The organism is Leifsonia sp. TF02-11 (genome assembly GCF_017565305.1).
In the GTDB taxonomy this organism is placed as follows: Bacteria; Actinomycetota; Actinomycetes; order Actinomycetales; family Microbacteriaceae; genus Leifsonia.
On sequence record NZ_JAGEKP010000003.1, the window covers coordinates 102,984 to 121,198 of the forward strand.

General features: G+C 64.8%; 12 protein-coding genes and 3 rRNA genes. 2 read left to right on the top strand and 13 right to left on the bottom strand.

From position 1 onward, the window contains the following. The first annotated feature begins 37 nt into the window (after positions 1–37). A complete protein-coding gene (locus JNB50_RS02595) occupies positions 38–343 on the top strand; it encodes a DUF4229 domain-containing protein (RefSeq protein WP_307794578.1) in 306 nt (101 codons plus the stop codon). Here the strand turns inward: JNB50_RS02595 and JNB50_RS02600 are convergent. The 3 genes from JNB50_RS02600 to JNB50_RS02610 are packed head-to-tail and all read right to left on the bottom strand — an operon-like array spanning position 331 to position 3,510. Next, a complete protein-coding gene (locus tag JNB50_RS02600; protein ID WP_208038554.1) occupies positions 331–1,314 on the bottom strand; it encodes a 1,4-dihydroxy-2-naphthoate polyprenyltransferase in 984 nt (327 codons plus the stop codon). The two genes, JNB50_RS02595 and JNB50_RS02600, sit on opposite strands and share 13 nt — an antisense overlap. A gap of 26 nt (positions 1,315–1,340) precedes the next feature. Next, positions 1,341–2,558: an AMP-binding protein gene (locus JNB50_RS02605; protein WP_208038555.1), complete on the bottom strand. Its 1,218-nt coding sequence runs from the start codon at positions 2,556–2,558 to the stop codon at positions 1,341–1,343. 40 nt (positions 2,559–2,598) lie between these two features. After that, positions 2,599–3,510, bottom strand: coding sequence for a 1,4-dihydroxy-2-naphthoyl-CoA synthase (locus JNB50_RS02610; protein ID WP_208038556.1), 912 nt, complete (start codon positions 3,508–3,510; stop codon positions 2,599–2,601). Between the two features lie 57 nt (positions 3,511–3,567). On the opposite strand from JNB50_RS02610, the gene JNB50_RS02615 reads away from it, so the two are divergent. Then, on the top strand, positions 3,568–4,560 hold the full coding sequence (locus JNB50_RS02615; RefSeq protein ID WP_208038557.1) for an o-succinylbenzoate synthase: 993 nt from the start codon (positions 3,568–3,570) through the stop codon (positions 4,558–4,560). Positions 4,561–4,581: 21 nt separating this feature from the next. On the opposite strand, the gene JNB50_RS02620 is transcribed toward JNB50_RS02615, so the two are convergent. From JNB50_RS02620 to JNB50_RS02665, 10 genes are all read right to left on the bottom strand, one after another. Further along, complete coding sequence (locus JNB50_RS02620; RefSeq protein WP_208038558.1) at positions 4,582–5,601, bottom strand: HAD-IIA family hydrolase; 1,020 nt, start codon at positions 5,599–5,601, stop codon at positions 4,582–4,584. Further along, positions 5,576–6,469, bottom strand: a complete 894-nt coding sequence (locus tag JNB50_RS02625) for a hypothetical protein (protein WP_208038559.1) — start codon at positions 6,467–6,469, stop codon at positions 5,576–5,578. The genes JNB50_RS02620 and JNB50_RS02625 overlap by 26 nt, the downstream gene beginning before the upstream one ends. Positions 6,470–7,470: 1,001 nt before the next feature. After that, positions 7,471–7,587, bottom strand: a 5S ribosomal RNA gene (gene rrf, locus JNB50_RS02630). Positions 7,588–7,721: 134 nt separating this feature from the next. Next, positions 7,722–10,833 (bottom strand): 23S ribosomal RNA (locus tag JNB50_RS02635). A gap of 414 nt (positions 10,834–11,247) precedes the next feature. Beyond that, positions 11,248–12,771, bottom strand: a 16S ribosomal RNA gene (locus tag JNB50_RS02640). Together the 16S, 23S and 5S rRNA genes form the textbook arrangement of a ribosomal RNA operon. A gap of 667 nt (positions 12,772–13,438) precedes the next feature. Further along, positions 13,439–14,518 (bottom strand): c-type cytochrome biogenesis protein CcsB, encoded by a 1,080-nt coding sequence (gene ccsB, locus JNB50_RS02645; RefSeq protein ID WP_208038560.1) that lies wholly within the window; start codon positions 14,516–14,518, stop codon positions 13,439–13,441. A gap of 9 nt (positions 14,519–14,527) precedes the next feature. Next, positions 14,528–16,153 carry a cytochrome c biogenesis protein ResB gene (locus JNB50_RS02650; protein WP_208038561.1) on the bottom strand — a complete coding sequence of 542 codons (1,626 nt, stop codon included), beginning with the start codon at positions 16,151–16,153 and terminating at the stop codon, positions 14,528–14,530. Further along, positions 16,137–16,874, bottom strand: a complete 738-nt coding sequence (locus JNB50_RS02655; RefSeq protein ID WP_208038562.1) for a cytochrome c biogenesis protein CcdA — start codon at positions 16,872–16,874, stop codon at positions 16,137–16,139. The genes JNB50_RS02650 and JNB50_RS02655 overlap by 17 nt, the downstream gene beginning before the upstream one ends. Positions 16,875–16,876: 2 nt before the next feature. Further along, complete coding sequence (locus JNB50_RS02660) at positions 16,877–17,491, bottom strand: TlpA disulfide reductase family protein (protein ID WP_208038563.1); 615 nt, start codon at positions 17,489–17,491, stop codon at positions 16,877–16,879. Then, positions 17,488–18,195 (bottom strand): histidine phosphatase family protein, encoded by a 708-nt coding sequence (locus JNB50_RS02665; RefSeq protein WP_208038564.1) that lies wholly within the window; start codon positions 18,193–18,195, stop codon positions 17,488–17,490. The genes JNB50_RS02660 and JNB50_RS02665 overlap by 4 nt, the downstream gene beginning before the upstream one ends. Between the last annotated feature and the right edge of the window lie 20 nt (positions 18,196–18,215).

The following is an 18,215-nucleotide window of genomic DNA, read 5'->3' on the forward strand; positions in this document are numbered from 1 at the left end:
CATCGTAACTCTCAGAGAGCGTGCCTAAGCTGGGAGGGTGAAGCGGATTCCCTCTTGGTTGACCTACACCGTGCTGCGCCTGGTGGTGTTCGTCGTGCCGCTGATCATCCTTCTCGTGATCGGCATCGTCTGGTGGGCCGCGGTCATCGCCGCTGCTCTGATCGGGCTCTGCCTGTCGTATATCCTGCTCAGCAAGCCGCGCAACGCCGTCTCGTCAGACCTGTACGCGGTTCGCCACCGCGACAAGCCGGCCCCTTCGCCCGACGACGAGGAGGACGCCGCGATCGACGCCGCACAGCCCGACGCGGAGCAGGGCGGAACCGCTTCCGGTCAGAAGGCGTAGGCCGCGCCCAGCGCGAGCGCCACGAGCAGCCCGGTGATGCTGGTGAGCTGCAGGGCGGTGATCAGTTCGCGCGGCGTCTTGCCGAACAGCGTGATGACGCAGGCCGGAAGGGCTGCGAGCAGGGCGAACATGCCGAACCACGCGAACGGGTAGAACAGCGCGAGCACCGCCAGGATGCCGAAAGGCACCAGCAGGAACACGCAGAACACGATGCGCGAGGCCACGTTGCCCAGGAGGACGGCGAGGGTGCGCTTGTGCGCCTGCTTGTCCGGGCCGATGTCGCGGATGTTGTTCACCATGAGCACGGCACAGGCGATCAGCCCGGCGATCACCCCGCCGAACCACGCCTCCTGGTTCACGGATCCGGCGAGCATATAGGTGGTGCCGGCGGTGGCCACCAGGCCGAAGAAGACGAACACGAAGACCTCGCCGAGCCCGTAGTAGCCGTAGGGGCGCTTGCCGCCGGTGTAGAACCAGGCCGCGGCGATGGCCGCCGCGCCGACGATGAGCACCCACCAGTACTGGGTGAGGAGGACGAGGATGAGGCCGGCGACGGCGGCCAGTCCGAAGAACGTGAGCGCGACGGCGAGCACCTTCTTCGGCGCCGCCTTGCCCGACCCGGTGAGCCGGCCTGGTCCGACACGGAACTCGTCGGTGCCGCGGATGCCGTCGGAGTAGTCGTTGGCGTAGTTCACGCCGATCTGGAGCAGCACGGCGACTGCGAGGCAGAGCAGCGATCGCACGGGGTGCCAGATCCCCACGCCTTCGACCACCTTGGCGGCGCCGACGCCGATGATCACGGGTGCGACGGCCAGCGGGAGCGTGCGGAGGCGAGCGCCGGCGATCCAGTCGGACGCCGTCGCCGGCCGCACGGCCGATGCCTTCGCACCGGGGCGCCCGCTCCTGCCGCCACGTGGTCCTCGCGCCGGCGGGGGCGCCATCCGCTGCATCCGGGAGTTGTTCTGGCTCATCACAGAGCGAATCGTAACAACAACGGCTATGTCTCCGACGACGCGGGGCCGTCGACGCGCGCGAGACGTGCGGCGCCGACGCGGTCGGGCTTTCCGCTGCTGAGGCGCGGGAGGGCTTCCACCGTGACGATGCGCGCAGGAGCGGCGGCACGCCCCAGCTCGCGGGCGACGAGGTCGCGCACGTCGGCGATGCTGTCGCTGCCTGTCGCGACGACGACCGGCACTTGCCCCCACTCGTCGTCGTCCGCCGCCACCACGACGACCTCGCCGAGCGTCGGCATTCCTCGGACGATGCGTTCGACGGCGTCGAGCAGCACCTTCTCGCCCCCGGAGATGATGACGTTGTCCGACCGCCCGCGCACTGTCACGCGCCCGTCGACGACCTCGCCCAGATCTCCCGTGCGGTACCAGCGGACGCCCGCGTCTTCGTGAAAAGACGCGGCGGTCCGCTTCTCGTCTCCGACGTAGCCTTCGGCCAGCGTCGGCCCACTGATCTCGAGCAGCCCCTCCACGGACCGCACGGCCGTCGTCCCGATGGGGACGCCGTCGTAGACACAGCCCCCCGCGGTCTCACTGGACCCGTAGGTGGTCAGGAGCCGAGCGCCGAGCGTCTCCGCGCGTTCCCGAAGGCGGGGATCGAGCGATTGCCCGCCGACCAGGATGCCGTCGAACCGCCGCAGCGCCGCGCCTGCCTCCCGAGCGCCCGCCTCTGCCGCTTCGACGATCCGCGCCAGCTGCACCGGCACGAGGGAGGTGTAGAGCTGATCGCCGTCGAGCTCCGCCGCCAGCTCGGCGAACCGCAGCGGGTCGAAGTGCCCGTCGCCGTAGTACACCGGCTCTGTGCCCGCCGCGAGTGAGCGCACGAGCACCTGGGCCCCGGCGACGTAGTGCGTCGGAAGCACCAGCAGCCACTGCCCCTGACCTCCCATGGCGCCGGCGGAAGCGGCAGCGCTGGCGAGGAGAGCGTCGACGGAGAGCGCGACCCGCTTCGGAACCCCGGTCGACCCCGAGGTCTCGATGACGAGCGCGACGTTCTGGGGCGCCCGCTCACCGCTCCCTGGCCACCCGCTCTCCGGCGATCCACCCGACGCGGCGCCCTGCGGACCGCCGCTCCCCGACGACCCACCCCGCAGACCCCCGCTCCGCGGGACAACCGCCGGCCCTCCGTCGGCGAGCGCCGCGCGGAGTGCGGCGAAAACCTCCGCAGGCTGCCCCGCGTCGACCACCCGGTACTCCCGTGTCACCCGCTCACCCCGTCACCGGGGGTCGGCACCGCCGGCCCGCTCAGTACTGCCACGGGAACGGCGACCAGTCCGGCTCGCGCTTCTCGAGGAACGCGTCTCGCCCCTCGACCGCCTCATCGGTGCCGTAGGCCAGGCGCGTCGCTTCGCCCGCGAACACCTGCTGCCCCACGAGCCCGTCATCCACCGCGTTGAAAGCGAACTTGAGCATTCGGATCGCGGTCGGAGACTTGGTGAGGATCTCCTCCGCCCACTCCACGGCCGTCTCCTCCAGCTCGGCGTGGGGCACGACGGCGTTCACCGCGCCCCGTTCGTAAGCGCGCTGCGCGGAGTACTCCCGAGCCAGGAAGAAGACTTCGCGCCCGAACTTCTGCCCCACCTGCCGCGCGAAGTACGCGCTGCCGTAGCCGGCGTCGAACGACCCGACGTCGGCATCGGTCTGCTTGAACCGGCCGTGCTCCGCGCTCGCGATCGTGAGGTCGCAGACCACGTGGAGCGAGTGCCCTCCACCTGCGGCCCAGCCGGGCACGACCGCGATGACGACCTTGGGCATGAACCGGATGAGCCGCTGCACTTCGAGGATGTGCAGGCGCCCGCTCCGCGCGCTGTCGATCCCGGAGGCCGTCTCACCGTCGGCGTACTTGTAGCCGTCGCGGCCGCGGATGCGCTGGTCACCACCCGAACAGAAGGCCCAGCCGCCGTCTTTGGGGCTCGGCCCGTTGCCGGTGAGCAGGACCACACCGATGCGCGGGTTGGTCCGCGCGTCTTCGAGCGCGGCATAGAGCTCGTCGACCGTGTGCGGCCGGAACGCGTTGCGCACCTCCGGCCGGTTGAACGCGACGCGTGCGATCCTCCCGGTGACGTCGTGGTGGTACGTGATGTCGGTGAGCGTCCCGAAACCCGGGACGTCCTTCCACACCGCGGGGTCGAAGAGCTCTGATACTGCCGAAGACATGCCCCCAGCCTACGATCGCGCCGATCCCGGCGGATGCTCGCGTGCCAAACTTGTGGAATGCTGGCCCACCTCGACGAACTGTTAGGGACGGCGTGCGTCGTCCAGCTCCCGATGCGAACGCGGTTCCGCGGCATCACGCTCCGCGAGGCCGTCCTCTTCGAGGGGCCGGAGGGCTGGACCGAGTTCTCGCCGTTCGTCGAGTACGACGACGAGGAGGCCTCCGCCTGGCTGCACGCCGCCATCGACTTCGGGTGGCGTGCCCAACCCACCCCGCTGCGGGAGCTGATCCCGGTCAACGCGACGGTCCCCGCCGTCGCCGCGGAGGCCGTGGCGACGGTTCTCGACCGCTACCCCGGCGCACGGACGGCGAAGGTCAAAGTCGCGGAGCCGGGACAGACGCTCGCCGACGACGTCGCTCGCGTGCGTGCCGTCCGCGATCGGCTCGGGCCGGAGGGGCGCATCCGCATCGACGCGAACGCGCTGTGGAACGTGGACGAGGCCGAGCACGCCATCCACGCGCTCGCCCCGTTCGACCTCGAGTACGTGGAGCAGCCGTGCGCGACCGTCGAGGAGCTCGCCGAGATCCGCGCCCGCACGCGCTACATGGACATCCCCGTCGCCGCCGACGAGAGTGTGCGCAAGGCGAGCGACCCGCTCGCCGTGGCGCGTGCCGGAGCCGCCGATCTGCTCGTGATCAAGGCACAGCCGCTCGGCGGAGTGCACGCAGCGCTCCGGATCGTGGCCGAGGCGGGCCTTCCCGTCGTCGTCTCCAGCGCGCTGGACACCTCGATCGGGATCGCGATGGGCGCTCGCCTGGCAGCCGCGGTGTCGGAGCTCGACTTCGATTGCGGGCTCGGCACGGTGGCGATGTTCGAGGAGGATGTGGCGGTGGACCCGCTCGTTCCGGTGGAGGGGGCCATCCGTGTCGAGCGCCCGGAGGTCTCGGCCACGCAGCTCGGTCGGCTCAGTGCGCCGGCAGACCGCCGCGACTGGTGGCTCGAGCGCGTCCGTCGCTGTTACCGGCTGGTGGAGCGAGCGACAGCGCTCTGACCCCCGCCCACATCTGGCCGGTCAGGCGTAGAGGCGCTCCGGAACCTCGAGTCCGTAGATCGCGCGTCCCGAGTCCCAGATCGCCGCGCACGCGGCTCTGAGCAGGTCGAGCTCATCGACGCCCTCGTCGAGGATGCGGACGTCGTTGCCTTCGATCGCGACCGTCGACTTCCCGACCGTCACTGCGCCGTTGCGCGCAGTCTTCGCCTCGGGGTACGGCTCGCCGAGTCCGCGAAGGTCGCGCAGGATGTAGGTCGGTCGCGAGTCGGCGTCGGCGGCGAGGAGCTGCTTCGCGCGGTCGATCCCGGTCAGCACGAGCACGGAGTCGATTCCCGCCCGGTTCGCACCGAGGATGTCGGTATCGAGTCGGTCGCCGATGAACAGGGGCTTGGTCGCGTGGAATCGGGCGATGGCCTCGTGGAAGATCGCCACCTCCGGCTTGCCCGCCACCAGCGGAAGCCGACCTGCCGCGGTGTGCACCGCCGACACGAGCGTGCCGTTGCCTGGCGCGATGCCGCGCGCGACGGGGATCGTCCAGTCGGTGTTCGTCGCGATCCAGGGACGTTCGCTGTCGCTGCGTCCCTGCAAAGCGAACGCCGCTTCGGCCAGCTGCGCCCAGCCGACCTCCGGCGCGAAGCCCTGGATCACCGCGGCCGGGTCGTCGTCGGCTGAGCGAGTGACGGCGAACCCACCCTTCTGCACCTCGTCGACCAGGCCGTCGCCGCCGACGACGAGGATCGTCGATCCCGCCGGCACGTGCTCGCTCAGCAGCCGGACCGCTGCCTGCGGCGAGGTCACGACGTCGCGCGGCTCGACGTGGAGGCCGAGGTCGCTCAGGTGGGCGGCGACGGATGCGTCGGTCCGAGAGGCGTTGTTGGTGATGTAACCGACACGAGTAGTTTCGGCGACACCGTTCAGGCTCTCGACCGCGTGCGGGATCGCATTCGGCCCGGCGTAGACCACGCCGTCGAGATCGGCCAGCACGAGGTCGACGCCGGTCAGCGGCGTCGCGGCCTCACTCGTCCGTCGAAACAGCGCCATCGTCCGGCTCACCCTCCAGGTCTAAGTCGTCGCCGGCCTCCGGCTCACCTTCCAGGACGACGTCCTCACCGGCGTCCAGCTCACCCTCCAGGACGACGTCCTCACCGGCGTCCAGCTCACCCTCCAGGACGACGTCCTCACCGGCGTCCAGCTCACCCTCGAGTTCGAAGTCCTCCTCGATGACGTGGATAGTCTCGAGCTCTGCGTCCGCGTGCGCCTCCTCGAGAGCGAGCTCGGCCCGCTCCGCGCGCTCGCGCCAGATTGCCGCGTCGGCGTCGCGCCCGAGGGCCTCGAGCACTTCCGCGTAGGCGTGGAACAGGTCGGGGCTCCAGCTGAACGCACGATTCGGGTCGAGCTGCGGGATCTCCAGCTCGGCAAGCGCCGCTTCATCCTGGCCGAGGTCGAGGCGAGCACCGGACATGGCGATCGCCAGCGACACCTGCACGTCGTTCGGCAGGCTCGCCCGGTCGACGGATCGCCCGAGCTCGAGCGCACGGTCGGGTCGGCCGACGCCGCGCTCGCTGTCGACCATGAGAGCGATCTGATCGTTGGACCCGGTGATCCGACGGTAGGTGCGCAGTTCACGCAGGGCCAGCGCGAAGTCGCCGGTCGCGTAGGCCGTGATCGCGAGCGTCTCTCGGACGACACCGATCCGGCCGGCCCGACGGGAGGCCGACAGCGCGTGACGGTGCGCCAGCTCAGGATCCGTGTCGATGAGCCGAGAGGCCATGACCAGGTGCTGTGCGACCCACTCCGCGTTGTCCTTGCTCAGCGTCTTGAGCTCGATGCGCGCTTCCTTTGCGAGGTCGCGGGCCTCGACATCTGCGGGGAGGTCGGGGTCGTCATGCCGCGGACGAACCGACCGCAACTCACGAGCGCGCTTCTCTTCTTCGGTCAGCTCGTACTGGTGGTCGCGGGCATCCCGGTCACCGCGGGCAGGCCGGCCGCCCTTGGTCCAGAGCTTGTCGTCGGAGCGCCCCGCGCCGGATCGCCCGCCGCCGGAACGCGGACCTCCCGAACGTCCGTCGCGCCCGTCGGATCGCCCGCCGTATCCGCCGCCGGCGCTGGGCTTCCTGTTCGAATCCCACGATCCGCCCTGACGCGGCGCTCCATCACGCTGCGGCCGATCACCGCGCGGAGCACCATCTCGCTGTGACCGATCACCGCGCGGGGCACTATCACGCTGCGACCGGTAGTCGCGCTGGCCGCCGCGTGCGTCGCCACCGTCACGACCGTAGCGACCGCCGCCACTCTGACCATCGCGGCGGTTCTGGCTACCACCAGACTGGCCATCGCGACGATACTGACCACCGCTCTGACCGTCGCGGCTGTACTGTCCGCCGCGGCCACCGGATCCGGCGCCGCCGCGCTGACCATCGCGGTTCCAGTTGCCGTCCCGCTGTCGGTCCCGATCGCCGGAACGTGCCGGCGATCCCGAGCGAGAAGGCCCGCCCGTGCTGTTCCGTCGCGGGGAACCGTCGCCCGCCTGGGAACGCCCACGTCCCTGTGCAGATGAGTCGCGGCGCGGACCGCCTTCGGACGAGCCGCCCCGGCCGGCGCCGCCGCGGTTAGTGGACCCGCCGCGATCGTACGAGCGACCGCCGCTCTGCGAACGGCCACCGTTCTGCGAACGGCCTCCGCTGGAGGAGTCGTCGCGTCGTCCCCGACCAGTCCCGCGGCCGCGGTCGTCGCCGCGGGACGCGGATGTCCGGTCGTCGTCTGCCGGTGTATCGCTCACGACTTCTCCCTGTCGAGGTGGCGGGTCTCAGCCCAGCCTAGGTGCGTGGATCGCGCAAGGAACCGCTCGCGCGAAATTGTCCTGTTAACGCGAAATGGCCACCCATCACTGGGTGGCCATCTCACAAAGAAGTCCGGCGGTGTCCTACTCTCCCACAGGGTCCCCCCTGCAGTACCATCGGCGCAGAGAGTCTTAGCTTCCGGGTTCGGAATGTAACCGGGCGTTTCCCTCTCGCTATGGCCGCCGAAACACTATTGATGTATCAAAGTGAACGATCAAGCTTCGCTTGAATCAGTTCTCGACCGTACATCGAGAACCACATAGTGGACGCGTGCAATCTCATGGCCCCTCATACCAGCCTTACAACAGTATGAGAGTGGTGATTATCAAATTATCGGCTTATTAGTACCGGTCAGCTCCATGGGTCTTTAGTCCCCACTTCCACATCCGGCCTATCAACCCAGTAGTCTAGCTGGGAGCCTCTCGCCCGAAGGCATGGAAATCTCATCTCAAGGCCGGCTTCCCGCTTAGATGCTTTCAGCGGTTATCCATCCCGAACGTAGCTAATCAGCGGTGCTCCTGGCGGAACAACTGACACACCAGAGGTTCGTCCAACCCGGTCCTCTCGTACTAGGGTCAGATCCTTTCAAATTTCCTACGCGCGCAGCGGATAGGGACCGAACTGTCTCACGACGTTCTAAACCCAGCTCGCGTACCGCTTTAATGGGCGAACAGCCCAACCCTTGGGACCTACTCCAGCCCCAGGATGCGACGAGCCGACATCGAGGTGCCAAACCATGCCGTCGATATGGACTCTTGGGCAAGATCAGCCTGTTATCCCCGAGGTACCTTTTATCCGTTGAGCGACAGCGCTTCCACAAGCCACTGCCGGATCACTAGTCCCGACTTTCGTCCCTGCTCGACTTGTCAGTCTCACAGTCAAGCTCCCTTGTGCACTTACACTCGACACCTGATTGCCAACCAGGTTGAGGGAACCTTTGGGCGCCTCCGTTACTTTTTGGGAGGCAACCGCCCCAGTTAAACTACCCATCAGGCACTGTCCCTGAACCGGATTACGGTTCTAAGTTAGATATCCAGAGTGACCAGAGTGGTATTTCAACAATGACTCCACGAACACTGGCGTGCCCGCTTCAAAGTCTCCCACCTATCCTACACAAGCCACACCGAACACCAATACCAAACTATAGTAAAGGTCACGGGGTCTTTCCGTCCTGCTGCGCGTAACGAGCATCTTTACTCGTAGTGCAATTTCGCCGAGTTCGCGGTTGAGACAGCTGGGAAGTCGTTACGCCATTCGTGCAGGTCGGAACTTACCCGACAAGGAATTTCGCTACCTTAGGATGGTTATAGTTACCACCGCCGTTTACTGGGGCTTAAATTCTGAGCTTCGCCGAAGCTAACCCTTCCTCTTAACCTTCCAGCACCGGGCAGGCGTCAGTCCGTATACATCGTCTTGCGACTTGGCACGGACCTGTGTTTTTAGTAAACAGTCGCTTCCCACTGGTCTCTGCGGCCTTCAAACGCTCCAGGAGCAAGTCCCTTCACGCCTCAGGCCCCCCTTCTCCCGAAGTTACGGGGGCATTTTGCCGAGTTCCTTAACCACGATTCTCTCGATCTCCTTGGTATTCTCTACCTGACCACCTGAGTCGGTTTGGGGTACGGGCGGCTGGAACCTCGCGTCGATGCTTTTCTCGGCAGCATAGGATCACCCATTTCGTCTTACGACTACGCATCGTGCCTGGGCCTATGTGAGAGACGGATTTGCCTATCTCTCGGCTTACACACTTACACCGGGACAACCATCGCCCGGCTGGGCTACCTTCCTGCGTCACACCTGTTAATACGCTAGCCGCACCAGCATGGGGTCGAGCGTTAGGCCCGGACCTTCACCCCGAAGGGATCCGTGTCCAGGATTAGGACTCTTAGCACCACTGGATTAGCTTGGGCGGTTCTTCGCCGGTACGGGAATATCAACCCGTTGTCCATCGACTACGCCTGTCGGCCTCGCCTTAGGTCCCGACTTACCCAGGGCGGATTAGCCTGGCCCTGGAACCCTTGGTCTTTCGGAGGACGGGTTTCTCACCCGTCTTTCGCTACTCATGCCTGCATTCTCACTCGTGTGGCGTCCACGGCTGGTTTACACCGCCGCTTCACTCGCCACACGACGCTCTCCTACCCATCAACACGGCTGGACCACGAAGGCCTACCAATAATGTCAATGCCACAACTTCGGTGGCGTGCTTGAGCCCCGTTACATTGTCGGCGCGGAATCACTTGACCAGTGAGCTATTACGCACTCTTTCAAGGGTGGCTGCTTCTAAGCCAACCTCCTGGTTGTCTGTGCAACTCCACATCCTTTCCCACTTAGCACGCGCTTAGGGACCTTAGTTGGTGGTCTGGGTTGTTTCCCTCTCGACGATGAAGCTTATCCCCCACCGTCTCACTGCTGCGCTCTCACTTACCGGCATTCGGAGTTTGGCTGACGTCAGTAACCTTTTGGGGCCCATCGGCCATCCAGTAGCTCTACCTCCGGCAAGAAACACGCAACGCTGCACCTAAATGCATTTCGGAGAGAACCAGCTATCACGAAGTTTGATTGGCCTTTCACCCCTATCCACAGCTCATCCCCTCAGTTTTCAACCTAAGTGGGTTCGGTCCTCCACGACGTCTTACCGTCGCTTCAACCTGGCCATGGATAGATCACTTCGCTTCGGGTCTAGGACATGCGACTGAATCGCCCTATTCAGACTCGCTTTCGCTACGGCTACCCCTCACGGGTTAACCTCGCCACATATCGCTAACTCGCAGGCTCATTCTTCAAAAGGCACGCTGTCACCCCTACAAGGAGGCTCCAACGGTTTGTAAGCAAACGGTTTCAGGTACTATTTCACTCCCCTCCCGGGGTACTTTTCACCTTTCCCTCACGGTACTTGTCCGCTATCGGTCATCTGGGAGTATTTAGGCTTATCAGGTGGTCCTGACAGATTCACACGGGATTTCTCGGGCCCCGTGCTACTTGGGATACTCTTCGCGCCATTGGACCATTTCGGCTACGGGGTTGGCACCCTCTATGACTGGCCTTTCAATGCCATTCGCCTATGATCCTCTGTAACGCTTGCAGTTCGGCAGAAGCTGCTGAAAAGTCCCGCAACCCCGACCATGCAACGCCTGCCGGCTATCACACATGATCGGTTTAGCCTCTTCCGGGTTCGCTCGCCACTACTAACGGAATCGCTTTTGCTTTCTCTTCCTGTGGGTACTGAGATGTTTCACTTCCCCACGTTCCCTCTACCCGCCCTATATATTCAGGCGGGAGTCACTGGGTCACCTTGCGGGCCCAGCGGGGTTTCCCCATTCGGAGATCCTCGGATCAAAGCTCGTTTATCAGCTCCCCGAGGCTTATCGCAGATTACTACGTCCTTCTTCGGCTCCAGATGCCAAGGCATCCACCGTTTGCTCTTAGAAATTTGAAATCACATGAGTTTGAATCGATCGGCTCATCCGAAGATGAGCAGATTGACCAATGATCTAATAAATCAGATCATCTTTTGTGATCCGAACCCGAAGGTTCGAATCTAAGATGCTCGCGTCCACTGTGTAGTTCTCAAAGTACGGGCGGTACCTTCTCCGCTGGCCGAGTTATGACCGACAAGAAAAGGTCCGAGTTTCCAGTTCTCATCCGATTGAATGAGGCCCGGTCCCTCAGGACCCAACAGCGTGCGTGTGCGGGGCTTCCTGGTCCGAACCGTTCCTTCCTCCGAGGAGGCGTACTGAGTTCGAGCCGATCGGCTCCGCACCAATGTCAATGTTCCACCCATGAGCTAACCGGCTGAGACATTCGCTCAGATCCGGCGCCTGGACACCCGAGGGTGCCAGATGCTCCTTAGAAAGGAGGTGATCCAGCCGCACCTTCCGGTACGGCTACCTTGTTACGACTTAGTCCTAATCACCGATCCCACCTTCGACGGCTCCCTCCACAAGGGTTGGGCCACCGGCTTCGGGTGTTACCGACTTTCATGACTTGACGGGCGGTGTGTACAAGGCCCGGGAACGTATTCACCGCAGCGTTGCTGATCTGCGATTACTAGCGACTCCGACTTCATGAGGTCGAGTTGCAGACCTCAATCCGAACTGAGACCGGCTTTTTGGGATTCGCTCCACCTTACGGTATTGCAGCCCTTTGTACCGGCCATTGTAGCATGCGTGAAGCCCAAGACATAAGGGGCATGATGATTTGACGTCATCCCCACCTTCCTCCGAGTTGACCCCGGCAGTCTCCTATGAGTTCCCGCCATTACGCGCTGGCAACATAGAACGAGGGTTGCGCTCGTTGCGGGACTTAACCCAACATCTCACGACACGAGCTGACGACAACCATGCACCACCTGTTCACGAGTGTCCAAAGAGTTCCCTATTTCTAGGGCGTTCTCGTGTATGTCAAGCCTTGGTAAGGTTCTTCGCGTTGCATCGAATTAATCCGCATGCTCCGCCGCTTGTGCGGGCCCCCGTCAATTCCTTTGAGTTTTAGCCTTGCGGCCGTACTCCCCAGGCGGGGCGCTTAATGCGTTAGCTGCGACACGGAAACCGTGGAATGGTCCCCACATCTAGCGCCCAACGTTTACGGCGTGGACTACCAGGGTATCTAATCCTGTTCGCTCCCCACGCTTTCGCTCCTCAGCGTCAGTTACGGCCCAGAGAACTGCCTTCGCCATCGGTGTTCCTCCTGATATCTGCGCATTCCACCGCTACACCAGGAATTCCATTCTCCCCTACCGCACTCTAGTCTGCCCGTACCCACTGCAGGCCCGAGGTTGAGCCTCGGGTTTTCACAGCAGACGCGACAGACCGCCTACGAGCTCTTTACGCCCAATAATTCCGGACAACGCTCGCACCCTACGTATTACCGCGGCTGCTGGCACGTAGTTAGCCGGTGCTTTTTCTGCAGGTACCGTCACTTTCGCTTCTTCCCTACTAAAAGAGGTTTACAACCCGAAGGCCGTCGTCCCTCACGCGGCGTTGCTGCATCAGGCTTGCGCCCATTGTGCAATATTCCCCACTGCTGCCTCCCGTAGGAGTCTGGGCCGTGTCTCAGTCCCAGTGTGGCCGGTCACCCTCTCAGGCCGGCTACCCGTCGTAGGCTTGGTGAGCCGTTACCTCACCAACTACCTGATAGGCCGCGAGTCCATCCTTGACCGAAGTTCTTTCCACGCACAGGAGATGCCTCCGTGCGTCATATCCGGTATTAGCTTCCGTTTCCGGAGGTTATCCCAGAGTCAAGGGCAGGTTACTCACGTGTTACTCACCCGTTCGCCACTAATTCCCTAGAGCAAGCTCCAGGTTCATCGTTCGACTTGCATGTGTTAAGCACGCCGCCAGCGTTCGTCCTGAGCCAGGATCAAACTCTCCGTAAAATGTTTAGCTCCAAGACGCAAGCGTCTGGAAACATAGTGCAGGATCGGAGAGGAATATCTCTTCTCCTGCGAGTTTGTCTTGACTAAATTCGAATGTCTGACATTCGTTATCTAATCCAAAGGAATCTCTTGCATCGACTTCCAGACCGAGATCTTTTGGTCAATGCCGAGGTTTTTGGCATTTGACATTGTGCACGCTGTTGAGTTCTCAAGGATCGGACGCTCTCACCTTCAACCCTCTCGGGCTTCTCTGTGAGGCAACTTCTCTACCTTACCACTCTCAGTCAGTTTGTCAAGTTGGCCGTTTCGCGCTCTTTCGTTCATCCATCGTGGGATACATCCGATTTGCACGAACCGAACCGGTCAGACCTGCTCAGTGAGTGGGGTGTTAATCCTAAGCGCAGCAAAGCAACTCTTTCAAGTTGAGATTTGCCGCTAGGCTAAGGATTCGGTCCCGCTTGAGGCCGGGGAGCTCTTCCGCTCTCCCGCACCTTTGGGGTGACAAGTAAGTACTTTACGCAGGCCTCCGGAACGTCGCAAATCCCGCTGACATCCCGGGCGTGTCGCACCACCTCTTCCGCGTGATTCCGCGGAAGTCGGGCCCGAAGACGCAGAAACGCGGCCGCCCGAGAGGGGCGGCCGCGTCTGAGAACGGATGCGGATCGGGTCAGGATCCCAGACCCGAGTAGGCGTGCAGTCCGTGGAAGAACACGTTGACGATGCCGAAGTTGAACAGCACAGCGGCGAAGCCGATGATCGCGAGCCACGCGGAACGCGATCCGCGCCAGCCGCGGGTCGCCCGCGCGTGGATGTAGCCGGCGTAGATCACCCAGATGATGAACGTCCAGACTTCCTTCGTGTCCCAACCCCAGTAACGACCCCACGCCTTCTCGGCCCAGATGGCTCCGGCGATGAGTGTGAACGTCCAGGCGATGAAGCCGACGATGTTGATCCGGTACGCGAGGTTCTCGAGCGCGACCGCGCTCGGGAGGGTCTCCAGGAACCGGAACTGCTGCGGACGCGACTCCGCCACCTGCCGCTCGCGGCGGTACTGCAGCAGCTGCAATCCCGACAACGCGAACCCGAGGGCGAAGAACGCCGTGCCCAGCACGGCGACGATGATGTGGATGACCAACCAGTACGACTGGAGCGCCGGCTGCAGCGGGACGACCGGAACGTAGTAGCGCAGCAGTGCGACGCCCTGGAGCACGAGCACCAGACCGACGATGAACGTGCCGAGGTATTTGACGTCCCACTTGAGATTGACGACCAGGAAGACGCCGATGATGACCAGTGTTCCGGTCATCGAGAACTCCCACATATTCGCCCACGGCACCCGGTCGGCGGCGATGCCGCGGAACAGCGTGGCGACGAGGTGGGCGACGAAGCCGACGATGGTGAGCCCGAACGCCCAGCGGATGGACGTCGACGACGTGTCGCCGTTCATCACGTCGTCCTCGACGCGGGAGCTGATCCGCGACGACAGCCTCCCCAGCGCGGACGACGCCTGGGGCGACGCCGGCGGGGCCGAGCCGCCCGCTGCGGTGAGTGTGGTCGTCGATGCTCCGACGGGCGCGGCGACTTCGGCGCGCCTGGCGACGGCACTGGGTACCACGGCGGCCTCGTCGGCCGTCGCCCTCGCCCCGCGCCGGGCGAGATCGAGGGCGAACGCGATGAAGGCCGCGGCGTAGAACCCCATCGCCACGTAGATGAAGACCGTGGACAGCTGGGACAGGGTATCGGTCACGATAAGACTCTAATTCGTCGGTTGTCGGGTGAGGAGGGCGGTGTGCTCGTCCGCGACGGCGGAGACGGCGGCAAGCAGGTTGGGGTCCTCGCCTCGTGCGAGGCCAGCGTACTCCAGCGTCAGTGATCCGTCCGGGTTCTCGACGGCCTTCACCCAGATGCGCCTGCGCGGGACGAACAAGGCGATGAGCAGTCCGCCGAAGATGGCCACGGCGAAGATCAGGACCCAGATCTGGGCGGGGTCGTGGTGCACGTCGAGCGACGCATAGCGTTTGACGTCGCCGAGCGAGATGGTGCCGAGACCGTTCGGGAGCTCGACGGTCTGCCCCGGCTTCAACTGGAGCGCCTTGGTCTTCGTTCCTGCGCCGGCGAGCTGGGTCATCTTGTCGGTGTTGAGGCTGTAGACCGACTGCGGCACGCCGCTGTCGACACCAAGGTCTCCCGCGTAGACGTTGAGGCTCAAAAGCGGGTCGTCCAGCCCGGGGAACGTCGACGTCAGGGCTCCCGCGGCCGTCTGGCTCTTGCCGACCGTTGGATAGAAGAAGCCGACCATCCCGACCTGCTCGCGCAGTCCGTCGGGGATCTTCACCCAGCCGAGCGACGTGAGCCGCGCGTCCTGCGCGATGAACGGAACGGAGTCGCTGAAGACGACTTTGCCCTCCGGGTCTTTCACCGTGATCGTCGGTGCGTACCCATTGCCGAGGAGATAGACGTTGGTGCCGCCGATCGCGAGCGGGTCGTTGACCTTGATGGTCGCAGAACCCGAGGTGTCTCCCGGCCCGGTGGTCGTCACCTTGGCGGTGTAGTCGAGCGGCGTGCCGACGGCGTTCTGATTCTTGGTCTCGTAGGCGACGTCGAGGCTGTCGACCCTGATCGAGAACGGCTCGAGCGAGCCGTCGGAGAAGAACCGGCCGGGGTTGAACGAGTTGTACGAAGGGAGGCTGTTCACGAAGCTCTGTCCGACGACCACGACCTTCTGTCCGGTGTAGCCGAAGCCTCCCCCGATGCCGACGGCGACCAGAACGCCGAGGAGCGCGATGTGGAACACCAGGTTGCCGGTCTCGCGCAGGTAGCCGCGCTCGGCCGAGACCGACGTGGACCGCGCGTCCTGATAGAGAGCGACGCGATAGCGCGAGCGACGGAGGATGTCGCGGGCGGACTCGATCGGGTTCGGCGCGTCGTCGCGCAGCTCGGCGGGCAGGATCCGCGACTGGAAGCCCGACATCCTGGTCAGTCGGACCGGCGTCTTGGGCGGCCGCGCCCGGAGCGCCTTGGCGTGGTGCGCTGTGCGCGGGATGATGCAGCCGATCAGCGAGGCGAACAGCAGCAGATAGATGGCCGAGAACCAGAACGACGTGTAGACGTCGAACAGCTGGAACTTGTCGAGCACCGGAGCAAGTTGCGGATTGTCGTTGAAGTATTTGGTGACACCGCTGGGGTCGGCTCCGCGCTGCGGGAAGAGCGAGCCCGGGACGGCCGCGATCGCGAGCAGCAGCAGCAGGAACAGCGCCGTCTTCATGCTCGTGAGCTGGCGCCAGGCCCAACGCAGCCAGCCGAGCGGCCCGAGCTTGGGCTGGGCGACGTCCGGGTCTTCGCGCGGCGGCGCGGAGTCGATGTGATCAGAGGGCCGGGACAAAGCCGGAGATCACCCCCAGGAACTGGGACATGATGGCGGTCCAGAGACCGGTCGCCATCAGGATGCCGATGACCACGAGCAGTGCGCCTCCGATGATGTTGATGACGCGGATGTGCCGCTTGAGGAACGCCACGGAGCCGGCGACCCAGTCGAAGCCGAGCGCGACGAGCAGGAACGGGATGCCGAGGCCGATGCAGTAGAACAGCCCCAGCAGGGCTCCGCGCCACGGAGAACCGCTGCCGACGCTCAACGCGCTGATCGCGGCGAGGGTCGGGCCGATGCACGGCGTCCAGCCGAGGCCGAAGACGATGCCGAGGAGCGGCGCTCCGATGAGTCCGGTCGCCGGCCGCCAGGTCGGCTTGATCGTGCGCTGGAGGAACGAGAACTGGCCGATGAACACGAGCCCCATCAGGATGACGAGCACCCCGAGCACCCGGATGACCACCTCCTGCCAGCGCACCAGCCAGAGCCCCAGCGCGCCGAAGGCCGCCCCATAGGCCACGAAGACCACGGCGAAGCCGAGGACGAAGAGGGCGACACCGAGGAGCACGCGGCTGCGGTCGCGCTTGGCGCCCGGGTCGCTCATCCCGCCGACGTACGCCAGATATCCCGGCACGAGCGGCAGCACGCACGGCGACGCGAACGACACCAGCCCCGCGAGGAGGGCGATGGGAAGCGCGAGGAGGAGCTGTCCGCTGAAGACGATCTGACCGACGTCCACGGCTACTTCCCGGCCACGGCGTCGGAGATGAGCGAGTCGAGGATGCTCTTGTCCGGGATCGCGCCGAGGATCCGGGCGGCCACGCGGCCGTCCTTGTCGATCACCAACGTGGTCGGCGTCGCCTTGGGCGGGACGGTCTTGCTGAAGGCGAGCAGCACCGAACCGGTGTCTCGGTCGAGGACCGACGGGTAGGTGACGCCCTTGTCCTTCTCGAAGCTGGCGGCGGTGCTCGCGGAGTCGTACAGGTTGACGCCGAGGAAGCTCACGCCCTGCGAGGCGTACTTCTCGGACAGCGACTGGAGGTCAGGCGCCTCCACCCGGCACGGCGGGCAGCCCGCGTACCAGAAGTTGACGACGAGGACCTTGCCCGCGTAGTCCTTCGACGACACCGCGCTGCCGTCCGCCAACGTGCCGGAGAACGAGACGGGGGCTCCACGGTTGCCCGCTGCGTACTCGCTCACGCTGCCATCGCCCGCGATGTAGTTCTGGCCGGAGCCGGAGCGGTACTGGTTGGCGAGCGCGTCGTTGGAGGTGCAGCCCGAGAGGAACAGAGCGGTCGCAGCTGCGACGGCCGGGACGGCGAGAGCGAGTCGCACACGAGCGGAGCGGGCGTTCACACGGCCCCCACATCGGTCGCGGTGGCGATCAGACTGCCGGCGGGCTCGGCGTAGCCGACCTCGACGAGGCGCAGTACCGGCGGCGCGGACGGATCGGCCGGCGCGGGCTCCTCGCCGGGGCGGGGCTGCGGAGCGGGGGCAGCCTCGGAGACACGCTCGAAGGTCGTGACGCTCGACAGCGCGCACCGCCGCTTGCGCGGGTCGTGCGGGAAGCTCTCGCCGGCGACGGACAGGTGCGTGACCCAGATCGGCAGCTGGTGGCTCACCAGGACGACATCTCCGGACTCGACCGAGTCGAACGCGTCGTGGACCGCGGCCAGCATGCGCTTCTCGATGCTCGTGTAGGCCTCGCCCCAGCTGGGCCGCGGCGGATAGATCAGGAACGGCCAGTTGACCGGATTCTTCAGAGCGCGCCGCATGTTGGTGCCCTCGAAGTGGTTGGTGGGCTCGATGATCCGGTCGTCGACGATCGGCTCGAGATCGAACGCCTCCGCGATGGGGGCGGCCGACTCGCGGGTGCGCTGCAGCGGCGAGACGCGCAGCGATGACACGGGGCGATCGCGGGCCGCCAGGTCGTCCGCCGCCGCCAGAGCCATCCGGTGACCGAGCTTGGAGAGGCCGAAGCCCGGCAGCCTGCCGTACAGGATGCCGTCGGGATTGAACACCTCTCCGTGACGGACGAGATGCACTTGGCTTGCTACCACGGGTCCAGTCTACGGAGCGC

What these genes read in the sequence shown, in the direction of transcription:
- JNB50_RS02615 (WP_208038557.1), top strand. Translation starts at nt 3,568, where the DNA reads ATGCTGGCCCACCTCGACGAACTGTTAGGGACGGCGTGCGTCGTCCAG.
- JNB50_RS02600 (WP_208038554.1), bottom strand. Translation starts at nt 1,314, where the DNA reads ATGAGCCAGAACAACTCCCGGATGCAGCGGATGGCGCCCCCGCCGGCG.
- JNB50_RS02620 (WP_208038558.1), bottom strand. Translation starts at nt 5,601, where the DNA reads ATGGCGCTGTTTCGACGGACGAGTGAGGCCGCGACGCCGCTGACCGGC.
- JNB50_RS02610 (WP_208038556.1), bottom strand. Translation starts at nt 3,510, where the DNA reads ATGTCTTCGGCAGTATCAGAGCTCTTCGACCCCGCGGTGTGGAAGGAC.